Origin of the sequence: Paenibacillus sp. O199, assembly GCF_001636635.1 — a bacterium.
Classification (GTDB): Bacteria; Bacillota; Bacilli; order Paenibacillales; family Paenibacillaceae; genus Paenibacillus; species Paenibacillus marchantiae.
Genome location: NZ_LGRP01000003.1, coordinates 54,357 through 68,498, shown reverse-complemented (window position 1 = coordinate 68,498; position 14,142 = coordinate 54,357). Strand labels below are relative to the sequence as shown.

Annotated in this window: 12 protein-coding genes; 1 reads left to right on the top strand and 11 read right to left on the bottom strand. The window is 40.3% G+C overall.

The window, feature by feature from the left end:
• Window positions 1-148: 148 nt before the first annotated feature.
• The 3 genes from A6049_RS05560 to A6049_RS05550 form a co-directional block, all read right to left on the bottom strand.
• Complete coding sequence (locus tag A6049_RS05560; RefSeq protein WP_063563684.1) at window positions 149-598, bottom strand: nucleoside 2-deoxyribosyltransferase domain-containing protein; 450 nt, start codon at window positions 596-598, stop codon at window positions 149-151.
• A 65-nt stretch (window positions 599-663) separates the two neighbouring features.
• On the bottom strand, window positions 664-1,464 hold the full coding sequence (locus A6049_RS05555; protein ID WP_063563683.1) for an HAD-IIB family hydrolase: 801 nt from the start codon (window positions 1,462-1,464) through the stop codon (window positions 664-666).
• A 456-nt stretch (window positions 1,465-1,920) separates the two neighbouring features.
• On the bottom strand, window positions 1,921-2,664 hold the full coding sequence (locus A6049_RS05550) for an SDR family NAD(P)-dependent oxidoreductase (RefSeq protein WP_063563960.1): 744 nt from the start codon (window positions 2,662-2,664) through the stop codon (window positions 1,921-1,923).
• Window positions 2,665-2,823: 159 nt separating this feature from the next.
• Here A6049_RS05550 and A6049_RS05545 point away from each other — a divergent pair, with 159 nt between their 5' ends.
• A complete protein-coding gene (locus tag A6049_RS05545; protein ID WP_063563682.1) occupies window positions 2,824-3,957 on the top strand; it encodes a LuxR C-terminal-related transcriptional regulator in 1,134 nt (377 codons plus the stop codon).
• Window positions 3,958-4,029: 72 nt separating this feature from the next.
• Here the strand turns inward: A6049_RS05545 and A6049_RS05540 are convergent, their stop codons facing one another.
• From A6049_RS05540 to A6049_RS05505, 8 genes are all read right to left on the bottom strand, one after another.
• On the bottom strand, window positions 4,030-5,331 hold the full coding sequence (locus A6049_RS05540) for a sensor histidine kinase (RefSeq protein ID WP_063563681.1): 1,302 nt from the start codon (window positions 5,329-5,331) through the stop codon (window positions 4,030-4,032).
• The gene (locus A6049_RS05535) at window positions 5,306-6,004 is read right to left on the bottom strand and encodes a response regulator transcription factor (RefSeq protein WP_063563959.1); all 699 of its coding nucleotides are present in this window, start codon (window positions 6,002-6,004) and stop codon (window positions 5,306-5,308) included. The genes A6049_RS05540 and A6049_RS05535 overlap by 26 nt, the downstream gene beginning before the upstream one ends.
• A 337-nt stretch (window positions 6,005-6,341) precedes the next feature.
• On the bottom strand, window positions 6,342-7,379 hold the full coding sequence (locus tag A6049_RS05530) for a branched-chain amino acid aminotransferase (protein WP_063563680.1): 1,038 nt from the start codon (window positions 7,377-7,379) through the stop codon (window positions 6,342-6,344).
• A 284-nt stretch (window positions 7,380-7,663) separates the two neighbouring features.
• Entirely contained in the window at window positions 7,664-8,662 is a 999-nt protein-coding gene (locus tag A6049_RS05525; RefSeq protein ID WP_063563679.1) for an NADP-dependent oxidoreductase, read from the bottom strand.
• Window positions 8,663-8,962: 300 nt separating this feature from the next.
• Window positions 8,963-9,715 carry an SDR family NAD(P)-dependent oxidoreductase gene (locus tag A6049_RS05520; RefSeq protein ID WP_063563678.1) on the bottom strand — a complete coding sequence of 251 codons (753 nt, stop codon included), beginning with the start codon at window positions 9,713-9,715 and terminating at the stop codon, window positions 8,963-8,965.
• An 83-nt stretch (window positions 9,716-9,798) separates the two neighbouring features.
• The gene (locus A6049_RS05515; RefSeq protein ID WP_063563677.1) at window positions 9,799-10,371 is read right to left on the bottom strand and encodes a TetR/AcrR family transcriptional regulator; all 573 of its coding nucleotides are present in this window, start codon (window positions 10,369-10,371) and stop codon (window positions 9,799-9,801) included.
• 94 nt (window positions 10,372-10,465) lie between these two features.
• On the bottom strand, window positions 10,466-11,503 hold the full coding sequence (locus tag A6049_RS05510; RefSeq protein ID WP_063563676.1) for an aldo/keto reductase: 1,038 nt from the start codon (window positions 11,501-11,503) through the stop codon (window positions 10,466-10,468).
• A 383-nt stretch (window positions 11,504-11,886) separates the two neighbouring features.
• Window positions 11,887-13,878, bottom strand: coding sequence for a Na+/H+ antiporter (locus tag A6049_RS05505; protein WP_063563675.1), 1,992 nt, complete (start codon window positions 13,876-13,878; stop codon window positions 11,887-11,889).
• Window positions 13,879-14,142: the final 264 nt, after the last annotated feature.

The window sequence follows — 14,142 nt, the reverse complement described above, 5'->3', positions numbered from 1 at the left end:
ATAGCATTTGTTTTTGATTTTAAATAGTTTTGTACCTACTTTATATGTGTTGGAACTAATCATGTTATGACCTTCATGATCACTCTCATTCATTGAGGATACTTCTATCTCACCTATTTGTTCAGCTAGTTCATTCTCTGAGATGATATCATTTCTTGTTATATGAACTACTTTCTTTAGATTTATCATTTTGTAATGTAAGATCTAATTGTTCTTTGAGTTCTTCCACATTATGACAAACAACTGAAGAATTCATCAACATCAGATGTCCCCATTGATTGATATTGAATTCACCTTCATGTAGACAAAAGATTGGTTTCTTATGCGCATAAGCATAACCAAGCTCCCAGCAGGTATTACTTAAATTCAAGCCATTGTTGTTTAAAACAGCGACAAACATATCACATTCTTCTATTGCCTTAACTGCAGATTTGAACATTTCATCTCCACTTTTTGAGTGTATAGATTGATTTTCTATGTCTCTATGTGGTAGATGTGTGGTTAAGAAGTGTGCTTCCATAATCGTATTTAACCGTTCCAACTTTCGTCGTTCCCCAGAAGTAAGTATAGAGCCTGACAAATATACATTTTTACGCAAATATCCCACGCTCCTTTCACAGGCTTCGTCATATAGTAATTTCTATTTGAATGATTAGAGCAGTCCTACTGTAAATCCATCATTTTTTGAATGGTTATAAGAACACCATTTTCTTCATTAGATTTTGTGATGAAACTTGCTGCTTTTTTGGTGTTCTCGCAAGCATTGCTAACAGCAAAGCTGTATTTAGCAATTGCCATCAGTTCAACATCGTTCTCTCCATCACCGAACGACATCGTTTCCTCCGCAGTTACCCCCAGCATATCCTGTAATTTTTTTACCGTTTCGCCTTTATGGGTATGAAGAGCAGTAATATCGAGCCACCTGGCTTCAGAGTCGACAATGTAGATTTGGCCATTTAACGTCTGTTCCACATGTTTTCTAAGCATTGTGCTTCTGCCTTCTGTATCAAATACGGTTATTTTGATAAAATCACTATCGATTTCGGAGAAGGAATCCATTTTTATGACTTGTTCATAAGAGCCTTTAACTACGTTGTACATATCATCAGAGATAGAGGAATGTACGTATGCTGCATCGCTTGCACATACAATGATTGTCATGTGGGGATCAAAACCTTGAATTTCTTCAATGGCTCGCAGAACGAGTGTGCGATCAATGCTAAACTCTTTGACGACTTTTCCATCTTTCTTGATTCTGGCTGCGCTATCTCCAAGAATCCAGATCCCTTTTCCATGGTCACCAAACAACTTTTCTACTCGTTCACACTGTTTTCCCGTGCAGGCTACAAACGTTATTCCTTTCTTTTGCATTTCATCATGTACTTCATTAAAAAGTTCAATATCAAACGAACCTTGATTATTCAGAAATGTTCCGTCCAGATCAGTTACTACGAGTTTAATCATTTAAAATCCTCCGAGTTCAAGTTGGATTTATTATTCATCTTTATAAAGTTAACTTATTAAGTATTCATGGCAAAACCTTTATCTATTCAAAGAGATCATTAATTGATCGAATTGGCTTCACTTCTATAGGCTGATTCGACGATTTCAAAGCCGCATATGCCCCAATCCAAATGATAACTGCTAAAATTATATATACCATAACCCTCACCTCCCGTATTTCCGTAGATCCTTCTAATGTAGCCAGCGCTTTTTGTAACCCTCTTTATAAAACAACTTTATAAAGTCAGTATGCAGCAAACCTTAATGCTCTGTCAAAGGGTAATTAAGGAATCTTCTATAGCCTCCGCCGTATGTAAAAGAAAACCTCTACATCAATGAAGAAGTCTTCAATGATATAGAGGTTTATTTCGATTTGAAAATTGGTTTTCAGGTAAATTATCTTTTATCTGACCTGAATTAATGTGCGGTATAGCCTCCATCAACAAGCAAGGTCGTACCATTCACGAAACTAGCATCATCGCTGGCTAAGAACAACACAGCTTTTGCGACTTCTTCTGGTCGTCCAAGTCTGCCCTGTGGATGAAGTGAAGTTAAATATTCTTTGCTTTTTGCATCTACGTTCTTCAAGAGAGGCGTTTCAATGTATCCAGGACATACGGCGTTAACACGGATTCCCTTACTGGCATAAGCAGTACATAAATTCTGAGTTAACAGTTTAACGCCTCCTTTTGCCGAGGCATAAGCTGTCGTTTTAGGCAATGCAACAAAGCTGTGGATTGAGCCAGCATTAACAATAACGCCGCCATTTCCTTGCTTAAGGAACTGCTCAATAGCATATTTATCGGAAAGAAATACACCTGACAAGTTAATATCGATGGTTCGTTTCCATTTATCATATGACAATACATCAGCGGCTTCGTCATCGGCAACCCCTGCATTTGCATACATAATATCCAACTTACCATATTTCTCAACGGTTTCATTAATCATGTGTTTAATATCTTCTTCTTTAGTCACATCTGTTTTGACAAATAACGTATCATGACCTTCCCCATTGAGTTCGGCAGCTAGTTCTTTACCATGTTCAGAGAAGTCAGCAATGACCACTTTTGCTCCTTCTTTTGCGAAAAGGCGAACGGTGGCTGCACCAATTCCACTAGCACCACCTGTAACAATAGCTACTTTTTCATTTAATTTCATAAGATTCAACCGCTCCATTTCTTCATAGTAAGATTCATGAACTTGTACTCCTCAATCTTACTCCTTTAATTTTGAAATACTATCCTATAAAGTTCTGTGTAATAATGGATTGTATACCCCCCATTTGTAGGGTATTTCACTTGAAGGGAACGACTTATTATGACACAACATTTTCATCCATATACTGAAATGACTTTTCAGGAATTTGTATTATTTTTCAAAACGCATAGCAAACAGCTCGAAGAAAACACAAACATTTACCTGATCGCGGAAGCTAATATTTCTGAAACACATCGTATCGAAACGGAAGTACTGATGAGATCCTTTTTTCAGATGTTTACTTATTCAGACTTGGATCATATGGATAATCATTATTCTTCTTATTTGGATACCTGGGTTCAATCCCAGCTAACTATTTTAAATATGGCAAGCTTACAATGGCTTCAAATTATATTGGAAAAATCTTTACTAACACTATTAATACAACTGAAACATCAACGGATGTTGGACCCGCTTATGTTCCTGTTATCTGTCTTTTCGTATCTGATGCATAGCTTTCATAAGTGGGCTGATACGGAGTCTGGTAATCATGAAACGGAGGAAAATAACGAATTAATAAAACTGCGTCTGTTGGACCAATTAAACCAACTCCTAGTCAGTTCTTCGGGAGCTTCAGATCTCGCCTTTATCCTGAAAAAATGTGAGAAGTATTTCAATTATAAACGTTGTGTCTTCTATGCCTATGTACCTTGGTCCAACCAGTTCTATGGGGTCATTGGTGAAGAACTTCCGAAAATTCAGAGTATGAAAGGACAATTGACCGAGCAAAATCTGATCTTCAACTCTAAAAGACCGATCTATTTGAAAGACCCAAAACCTTATTTAAGGGACGAGCATATCCAGTTATTTCAGTTGTCTTCGATTATTTTTATACCGATTGCCCACGATCATCAATTGTACGGCTGGGTCACTTTTGACCAAATGGGAGAATCATTTAATTGCACAAAGGATGAGCTGGATTTGCTTGAACAAGTGGGAAAGAGAATTGGTTTGTTTTTATCCAGGAAAGAGAAGGAAAACACCGCCAAAACGATGGCCATCGCTTTAACAGAAAGGGAGTCTACCGTGCTCGAACTTCTGGCGGAAGGTTATGATAACAAGAAAATCGCTTCCTTGTTGTTCCTCAGCGAGTATACAGTAAGAGATTACGTAAGCAGCTTGATGACTAAGCTGCGTGCAAAAAATCGAACACAGGTCGTTGCCTATGCTTTTCGTTGGGGGTTATTGAGTTAGTACCTTTGAATTTAGTTCGTCAAAAAAATAAGATCACCAACATGTGTATCATGTTGGTGATCTTTTATTCATTCAGCCCTTCTTGGGTAAATGCACAATAACGTTGAATTGATCGCCGTGAATCTCGACCTTAATCTTGCCTCCATGCAACTCAACGATGCTTTTCACAATAGCCAGCCCTAGTCCCGAGCCTTCTGTCTGGCGGGATTCGTCTGCTCTTTTGAAACGTTCGAACAGTTCTTCCACATCAAAATCAATCTCATAGGCAGAGGTGTTTTGAATTTTAAACCTTACCAGATCATCCGTCTCGTCCAGATAAATATAGATGCGGGTTCCTGGAAGCGAATATTTCTGTGCGTTGCTAATTAAATTTTCGAATACACGCCATATTTTATTACCATCCAAATTCGCATGGATCGGAAACTTGGCAATCCTCTCCCGAATTTCGAGCGACGCTTGTCCCATATGGGTGTTTGATTCTGCTATCGCTTGTGTCAATAACGTTGCCACATCGACATACTCCATATCCAGCTCTATTGTACCGCTGGCCATCTTAGAGATATCGAACAGGTCTTCAATTAATAGTTTCAGTCGAAGCGCCTTGCGTTCCAGCGTTTCAATATAGGCTCGGGTTGTTTCCGAAGGATGATTTTCTTTTTTTAATAAATCGACATAGTTGATAATTGAAGTAAGCGGAGTCTTCAAATCATGCGATACGTTGGTAATCAGTTCCGTTTTTAACCGCTCGCTTTTCATTTGATGTTCCAACGCGCTTTGATACCCGGCTTTCATATTGTTAATATAGCCGGCAAGTTCAGATAGGGAATCGTTTCCGTTATCTTGAATTGAGTTCTGAATATTCCCTTTGGCAATCTCTTTACTTCCATTGATGATGGCCATGAAACGCCCAAGCTTGGAGAGCATATAAGGAACCAGAAACAGCACAAATAGCAACAAATAAAGAATGAGCCATCCCTGTCCGTAATATGTGACTGCTTCCCAAAAACAAATGCCGGCTAAGGCGGTCAGCAGAAACATAAGAATGAGGCCAAACGTTAGTCTCCCGTTTTGCAGACTGGCTCTAAAGCCGGTTCTCCAAATATGAAAATAATCTATCAACACACTGCCATCCCAGAAGGAACGTTTATTATGTGGTGCCTTAAAATAACGAAACAGTCTGGCTACCAACAAACCCAAGATAATACTGGAAAGCAATTCCCAGATGAAACGTGAAGTTGAAAATCTCAGACTCAACCCCAGGTATAAATACTCGTTTATAAGTATAAAGATCCCTATAATAACTGCGATGATGATGACAAGAAGGTCGATTCCAATCTTTCGATCTTCTTTACTTTTTCTCGATTTTGTATCCAATTCCCCATACCACCTTCAAATATTTTGGGTCTTTAGGATTGATCTCAATTTTCTCACGAATGTTTCTCACATGTACGGCAACCGTATTCTCTGAAGCAAAGACCGGTTCATTCCACACGCGCTCATAAATCTCTTCAATCGAGAAAACTCTGCCCTTGTTTTCCATTAACAACTCCAAAATTTTGTATTCCTTCGCCGTCAGTCTAACGTCCTCTCCATCCACTTCAACAGTCTTGGAGCTTTTGTTCAGCACAAGTCCTTTGACTTGAATGATCTCTTCTCCAATGGATTGAAAGGAACCTAAATTCGTAAACCGGCGCAGCTGGGATCGGACTCTTGCGATCAGTTCCAAGGGATTAAACGGCTTCGTTATATAATCGTCAGCTCCAACATTAAGTCCCAAAATCTTGTCACTATCCTCCGATTTGGCGGAGAGCATAATGATTGGTATATTTTTATCTTCACGAATTTTAAATGTCGTCTTGATTCCATCAAGCTGCGGCATCATGAGGTCCATGATAATAAGATGAATCGTTTCTTGTTCAAGGATCTCCAGTGCCTCCACTCCGTTAGAGGCCGTAAATACGTCTACATCATTGCTTTTTAAGTAAATAACGAGAGCTTCTCGAATTTCCGGTTCATCGTCTACAACAAGAATATTATTGATCTCCATATTTCTCACCTTCATCGCGTAATTGCTCCTACAACTCTACAATACTTTCTGCGGAGGCACCAGTTATGTAAAGCGAATACATTTTTCCATTTTCGTTTCATCAGACCATCATACACAATCTACATGAAAAATCTCTGGTATAAAAACGAAGGAATTTATGAAGTTTTAATACATCGTTAGATAGTGATTGAGAACTTAATGAATCTCATGGGCAATGTTTATTCAACATGGTTATTCCCTTCACATACGTTTATGCGTGTCGAAAAAAAGGATGAAATCGAATAGATATCATTTTCCCTCTATGCACCCTTACATTTCAACAGAAAAAAGCGGGGCATTAAGCCCCGCCAATAGTAATGTTTGTAATCCAGCCTTCAGGCGCTGGGAGAACTCCCATCTGGATACCAGTAAGAGTTTCTAGTAGTTTCTTTGAAATAGGTCCCATTTCTGACATACCACTTGGGAAATATATTTCTTTACCATGGTCATCTATTTTACCCACAGGAGAAATAACAGCTGCAGTTCCACATAAACCACATTCTGCAAAATCTTTTACCTCTTCGAAAAGAACTTCCCTTTCCTCAACTTCAAGGCCGAGATATTTCTCAGCAACGACCATTAAAGATCGTCTGGTGATGGACGGAAGAATACTTTCTGACTTAGGTGTAACAACTTTATTGTCTTTGGTTATAAAGATAAAATTGGCCCCGCCTGTTTCTTCAACCTTGGTTCTGGTTGCAGCATCCAAAAACATATTTTCATCAAATCCATTTTTTTGGGCTGTTCTTAGCGCATGAAGACTCATGGCATAATTCAATCCTGCTTTGATATGTCCTGTACCATAAGGCGCAGCACGATCATAATCACTAACACAGAGGGTAAGGGGCTTGGCTCCTCCTTTAAAATAAGGGCCTACTGGTGTAGTAAATACTCTAAACTGATACTCTTCAGAAGGTTTAATCCCAATAACAGGACCACTTCCGAATAGAGTAGGTCGTATGTATAGTGTAGCACCAGAGCCATACGGTGGTACATATGATGCATTTGCTTTTACTGTCTCGACAATAGCATCTATAAACCTATCCTTTGGAAAGGGTTGCATATGAAGTCTTATAGCGGAATCCTCCATGCGCTGTGCATTTAAATCCGGACGAAAAATAGCAATTTGTCCGTCTTGGGTGGTATAGGCTTTTAAACCTTCAAAGCATGTCTGCGCATATTGGAGAACGCCTGCCGATTCGTTGAGCACTACATTGGTATCCTCTGTTAAAATTCCATCATCCCATTTTCCTTCTATAAAATTTGAAACATATCGTTTTTCTGTCTTTCTGTAATTGAATCCGAGATTACTCCAGTCCAAGTTTTGCTTTTCCATTTTGTCACCATACCTTTATTTTATCATTTCATTTTTGAACCATTTACTGCGATACTGCCTTTTCTAAACCTTTAGGAATTCTTCCATTTGTAAGTTACACAATTAAATTCTATTGTCAAAATAACACGTTCAAACAATTCAGGTCAATTAATAACAATAAAAAGTTGGAGTTGTTTAAGTCATATATGTATCTATCCCCGTTCTTTCTTTAATATCTAAAGAAGAACGGGGATCTTCATTAATAACATCAACCTTAGTAACGGGACTCAGGTTTCGTAATACCTTTAGAAGGTCAGAATCACTTTTCCCTGAGAGTGACCCGTCGACACTTTATTCAATGCCTTTTCGATATCATCAAACGTGTAGGTTGAGTCTATAGATGGCTTAATATCATCTTTTTCTATTAGGCTTGTGATCTCTTGTAATTGAATTCCACTGGCTTGTACAAATAAAAAGCGGTATTCATTCTGATTCTTACGCGCTAGAGAATCCAATCGAGCACCTGCCAGACCAAACAATGCTTTTTTCCACATCGGAAAATCATTATCAACCGCAAAGCGATAATTAGGGCCAGCTTTCAAGGATACCAATTTCCCATGTGGTTTTAGAATACCCAGTTCAGCTTTGATATCTTCGGCACCCAAGGTGTCTATCACATAATCGATATCGGACAAGATGTCAGCATAATGTTCTTCCTTATAATTAATGAATTGATCTGCCCCGATTGATAATGTACGTGATCTGCCTCTTTCACTGCCACTTGTAATAACCGTTAATCCCATGGACTTAGCAATGGGGATAGCCATCGCACCGAATCCTCCGGTTCCTCCAGGAATAAACAGCTTTTTATTGGTTTTGGCTTGAAGTACATCATGTAACGCTTGATACGCAGTTAAGGAAGTAAGCGGTACGGCAGCAGCTTCAATAAAAGATAGATTCTCGGGCATCATGCATAAAGCATCTTCATTCACAGCTGCATATTCAGCAAAAGCACCAATTTTATTCAGCGGCAACCTTGTGTACACAGGGTCCCCTACTTTAAAATTCAAAACATCTTCACCAACAGCTTCAATCACACCAGATAGTTCATTCCCTAGAGTTAAAGGCAACTTATAGTTGGCAATCATCCGAACGCTGCCGTTCATATTCATGATATCCAGTGGATTGACACCCGCAGCTTTTACTTTGACAAGGACCTCTCGACTATCGATATGAGGGATGTCCATCCGGTTTAATTCTACATGAATGGTTTTGGAATACTTCTGTATTTGAGCTGCTCTCATCATCTTCCTCTTCCTCTGCTATTAGACTAAAAATATGGCGTACAATGTTCAGTTGTACGCCACGTTTCACGCTTGATGTTAGTGTAGCTCCTCTGTTGAGCTAATTCTTTTACAAGGTAGATATAAAGTTCAGGACCTTATTCACCATCTTGGACTCCACCCAGAGGTGTATCCTCTCTGTCATGGGTGCCATCGCGAGTTGATGGGGCAATTCTATCTTACCAATTTTCGTTGTACTCCATAATTTCACCAATGGATTCACTGCTTTTTTGATGTATTCCACAGCTATGTGAATTGAATTTATAATTCTGAAATAACTGGATAGATCGGACCTCTCAGATTGAAATTATAGTTCTGATCTACGATCCCTACCACTTCGTTGTGATCATACAGTTCCACCATAAAGCCCGCCATTTCTTTAGCCGTGTGGTACTTAGGCATGTTTGCTTTGTAGTCAAATTCTTCAGCATCTATGGATCTCTTCACAAATTCCGTTTCCGTTATCGCGGGTGCCAGGATTTTCGCTTTTAGTTTTGCACCTTTCAGTTCCAGTTCTTTGGCAAGACCTTCTGTGAAGGCACTAACATAATATTTCGATGCAGAATAAGCAACACTACCAACAGCAATTACATATCCGAGTGCGGAAGAGACGTTAATTAACTGAGTACCTTCAACCTCAGCATAATCTCGCACATACAGTGTAGAAAGGATGGTCAGGGATTCAATGTTCACTCGTAACATCGTTTCAACTTTATCTAATTTCTGTTCTGCTATAAATGAACCTTCACCGAGCCCTGCATTATTGATCCAGGTCTCAATCTGGTATTCCTTCAGATTGTTATATAGTGTGTAAGCCTGATCTGTAACAGATAGGTCACTTGTCTGAACAATAACATTTACTTGGGGATCTATACTTTGAATGGTTGATTTAAGCTCCTCCAGTTTATCCAATCTTCTAGCTACCAAAATCAAGTTTTTTCCACGTGCTGCAAATGCTAATGCCGTTTCATATCCAATCCCTGAACTTGCTCCAGTAATCACTGTGTATTTCATCATAATCTCTCCTTAGGTTCCTACATTTTTTTAGAATGATCGTTCTCTAATGTGTAAAAAAACAGTTAGATCTAACTTGCTGTTTAATCTAAAGCAGAGAGTGTCATATCAATAATATTCATTATTTTTTGTTGATCTGTTGTTGTCTTAACCAACGTACGCAGTCCTAGCCAAGCGTTCATTAGATAATGAGAAATAACGACCGAGTCAAGATCAGAATTAATCTCACCCGTTTGTTGCCCCTCCAGAACAAGGTTAGTCAAACATTCCTCGGTTCGCGCATAACTCTCACCCACGAAGCATGAAACTTCAGTGTCTAATACACCTAACTCCACACCTGAATTCACCAAAAAGCACCCCAGAGGTTCTCCTTCGTTTCTTACAGTAAACTCAAACATCTCACGGATTAATTGTTTGATTGGTTGTTGTTTTTCAATCAGAATCTTCATTCTGCTGGTCTGCTTCGTTTCATATCGTTCCAGAGCTTTCATAAATAAAGCATGTTTATCCCCAAAGGTATCATAGATACTTCTTCTATGAATACCCATAAACTCAACCAGGTCTTGCATTGAAGTTTTCTCATATCCTTGTGTCCAGAAGCGATGCATTGCTTTATCTAATACTTCATTAACTTCAAATTCTTTGGATCTTGCCATCGTCATCACCTCAAATAATCATTATACATTAAGTGATTGTTCGGCAAACTGAGATAGTTAAATTGAACATATCTCAGTGATAAGACATGTCGAATTAAGCCTGGATTCTTCGTTTGTTTGCTTGTAGCCAATCCGGTGTCCAACCTTTTTCCATAGCATCCAGGGTCACACCCGGCGGAACGATGGCGTCGATTGCATCCAGGATATCAGTGTTTAACCGGATATCGCTGCCTTTTAATGTTTCACGCAGTTGCTCAATTGTTCTTGCCCCCACTATTGCAGAGGTAATCGACGAATGAGCTTGTGTAAAAGCCATGGCAAGATGAGGCAACGTTAATCCTGCTTCATTTGCAAGGGTTTGGAGCTTGGCAACGGCTTCGAACTTGGTACGATTTTCTTCTCGATTCGGGTCGACAACAACCGAAAGTTTCCCTAGTGATCCCGCTGCTCTTGAATCTGGAGCAGCCGCTTCTCCCGAGCGGTATTTTCCAGTTAATAAGCCACCCGAAAGCGGGCTCCAAACCAGGACACCCATTCCATATTTCGCGGTCGCGGCAAGCAAATCGAATTCGATACTCCGATTCAAAATGGAATAAGGGGCTTGCTCAGATACGAAGCGTGCCATATTTTTACGTTCACTAGCCCATTGTGCTTCGGTTACCTGCCATGCTTGAAAATTGGATGTACCGATATAGCGAATCTTCCCTTCACGAACCAAATCCGTCAACGCGTCAAGACTCTCTTCAATATCGGTATGGAGATCTGGCTGATGCAGTTGATACACATCGATATGATCCGTTTGCAGCCTTCTCAAGCTTCCCTCGACTGCACGCTTGATCCAATACTTCGAGTTACCAGATTGATTAAGTCCACTGCCCATGGGCATTCCGCCTTTTGTGGCTAGAATAACATCCTGTCTGCGGCCCTGTAGGAGCTTACCCAGAATCTCTTCGGATTGACCACTGGAGTAAACATCCGCCGTATCAATCAGGTTAATGCCTCCAGCCAAAGCCTCATCCAACATGACTGCAGCCTCTTTTTCCGTATTATTTCCCCAAAAACCAAATGTGCCTGTACCTAATACAAAACTGCTTACTTTAAGACCTGTATTTCCTAATACACGATACTCCATGTTCAATTCATCCCTTCTACATATTGATATATTGAGAACGAAGATTCTAATATAGGCATTAAACTACGTAGTAAGATCTTACACCGAGCCCCATCACTCTCTGCTTCGTAATCGTGTATATCTCCTACGCCAACAATATAACATATCTAGAACGATTGGTAAAGAATCCTTTTATAACTGTCTTGTGATCGTTATTAGTGAACTTATAGGATAGTAAAATCCCCTTTCAGCATCCTCGACTTCGAACAAGAACATGTACCGATACAACAAAAAAAGCCGCTGTAATAGCGACTTCAATGGTTTTGTCCCACGATACTTTGTCACGGATGTTAATTGTTTTTCAACGGGTTAACATGTTGTTCCATATGCTCTTCTCATAAATTCTAAGCCATTGCCTCTTCTCGCAGATCATGCTCCATGAAGAGAATATCACGTTTCATTTCTTTCATGCCCTGTCTTGAAATCCGCCCTGTCTCAAACATAGATTGAATGTTGTCTCGCTCCAGTTGAATTCCGACCCGGCCCAGATCCTGCATCGATAGGTCGAACTCTCGTCGGGAGTATGTGTCCGATTCGTTTCTGGTCATACGCAGCAGTATACTTTCATATTGCAAGATCAGTGAGCTGACTGCCTCTATATCTGATTCGCCTTCTGAAAGCAGACCTTTTAGCTGCTCAATGACATAAGCCATATTTTGAATTTTGAGTCTGGTCAATTCAGCGCGTCTTTCTCGAATGCTTAGTCGGGCAGGATTCAGCATCCCGAACATTTCGACCCATTGCTTAATGGGAAAAACCTCTTTTTTATAGCGGACATCTCTTGTGCGCATAAACAACAGTTGGTTAATTCTTTTAAGGTAATTGTACGCTGTATATGGATTTACTTCTTTCTTTTCAAGAGCAAGCAACGTATTCTCTCTTTCCCATTTCATGACAGACAGACCCAAGGACCGCTGTGTCTTATCTTTCTTTTCATCTTTCCTAAGTGTTCGGATTCTGGAAGTATACATATTGATAATATGGGCGGTCGCAAGCCGGTTCTGGTCCGTGGTCAGTTCATTTAATCCGGTAACCACATTCCTCAGAATCTCAATTTTCGCCTGAATTTCGTCCTCTTCCTGCTCCGTTTGTGTTTCTTTACCTAATAAAAGCGGCAACAGATAGTTGGATGCCAGAAGAGTCCACAAGATAACTCCAGCCGCAAGGAAAATGATCAGATCTCTGGCTGGAAATGCAGTTCCATCATTCAGAAAAAACGGCAGTGACAAGGTACTCGCCAGTGTAATCGTTCCCCGGACTCCCGATAGACTGAGGATAAGCGCATTCTTCAACCGGAGCCGCCAAGGTTCGCGCGGTTTGGCACCTTCAGGATTATCCATTAGCATTGCCCAGATGAGACGCAGCCCGAGTACAGCTAAAGTCAATAATAGTGTGTACATAATGACTTTAAAATTCCCTATGTCCGGGTTACTCCAAATCGTCTGGATAATATCAGGAAGCTGTGTTCCAAGTAGTAGGAAAACCAGTCCGTTCAATACAAAGATAATGACCGACCAGGTGCTTTTGGATACAACACTCAGCTTGGCTAACTCGGGGTTCATTTTCTTGTAACCAAAAGAATGGGCGATTCCTGCGGCGACAACAGCCAGGATACCGTTGACCCCTAATTCCTCCGCAGCCATGAAAATCAAAAAAGGAGTCAGGATCTCAATCAGCATGTGGAGCGTGACATTTTCCATCCCCAATTTGCGCAACCACTTCACCACACCATATTTTACTAAGGTAAGCAGAAGGCCTAACACCACACCGCCAAGTGAAATGGCAATAAAACTGATACTGGCCGTTTTGAAAGAGAATACACCTGTGACCATTGCAGCTACAGCGAATTGAAAGGAGACCAGCCCTGATGCGTCATTTATTAACGACTCTCCCTCAAGAATTTGCATCGTCTGATGGGGGATCTTCACTTTCTGCTCCAGTGCACCCACGGCCACAGCATCGGTAGGTGCTAGTGCAGCTGCCAATGCGAAGGCTGCCGCCAGCGGGATGACCGGAAGTAGCCAATTCAGGAAATATCCCATCACGGCTACCGTTACAAACACCAGACCCAGCGCTAGCAAAAGGATCGGTTTCTTCAGCTTCCAAAGCGCTTCTTTATCCGCATGCCTGCCATCATTGAATAGCAACGGGGCAATGAATAAAAGCAAAAACAACTCTGGATTTAATTTCAGTTCATAATGCAAGGGCAGCAAAGTAATTAACATCCCCAGCGCAATTTGAATAATAGGCACGGAGACCGAAGGGATAAACCGGTTTACTAAATTGGATAAAGAGACTGCCGCCAGCATCAACAAAATAAATTCAAACAATTCCAAACGTATCTTACCTCCATATTTATCTGCAATAAGCAGCTTTTCGTAAAACAGGTTTCTAACAAGAAGTCATCTTATTTTAAAATGCATTTATGAACTGTATATGAATCGCTTTGCACCTAGCCTGCCCAGAGCAATATTCTATAATCCACATAGGTATTTTTATCGGAATTGCCGATAATTTCATTAATACTTTCTAATCGAAATTTCTTTTCAGAAGGTACCCCGCGCTGTTGAAAAACAAAAGCAGCCGCTTAGCGGCTGCTT

What these genes read in the sequence shown, in the direction of transcription:
- A6049_RS05555 (WP_063563683.1), bottom strand. Translation starts at nt 1,464, where the DNA reads ATGATTAAACTCGTAGTAACTGATCTGGACGGAACATTTCTGAATAAT.
- A6049_RS05550 (WP_063563960.1), bottom strand. Translation starts at nt 2,664, where the DNA reads ATGAAATTAAATGAAAAAGTAGCTATTGTTACAGGTGGTGCTAGTGGA.
- A6049_RS05545 (WP_063563682.1), top strand. Translation starts at nt 2,824, where the DNA reads ATGACACAACATTTTCATCCATATACTGAAATGACTTTTCAGGAATTT.
- A6049_RS05535 (WP_063563959.1), bottom strand. Translation starts at nt 6,004, where the DNA reads ATGGAGATCAATAATATTCTTGTTGTAGACGATGAACCGGAAATTCGA.
- A6049_RS05530 (WP_063563680.1), bottom strand. Translation starts at nt 7,379, where the DNA reads ATGGAAAAGCAAAACTTGGACTGGAGTAATCTCGGATTCAATTACAGA.
- A6049_RS05525 (WP_063563679.1), bottom strand. Translation starts at nt 8,662, where the DNA reads ATGAGAGCAGCTCAAATACAGAAGTATTCCAAAACCATTCATGTAGAA.
- A6049_RS05520 (WP_063563678.1), bottom strand. Translation starts at nt 9,715, where the DNA reads ATGAAATACACAGTGATTACTGGAGCAAGTTCAGGGATTGGATATGAA.
- A6049_RS05515 (WP_063563677.1), bottom strand. Translation starts at nt 10,371, where the DNA reads ATGGCAAGATCCAAAGAATTTGAAGTTAATGAAGTATTAGATAAAGCA.
- A6049_RS05510 (WP_063563676.1), bottom strand. Translation starts at nt 11,503, where the DNA reads ATGGAGTATCGTGTATTAGGAAATACAGGTCTTAAAGTAAGCAGTTTT.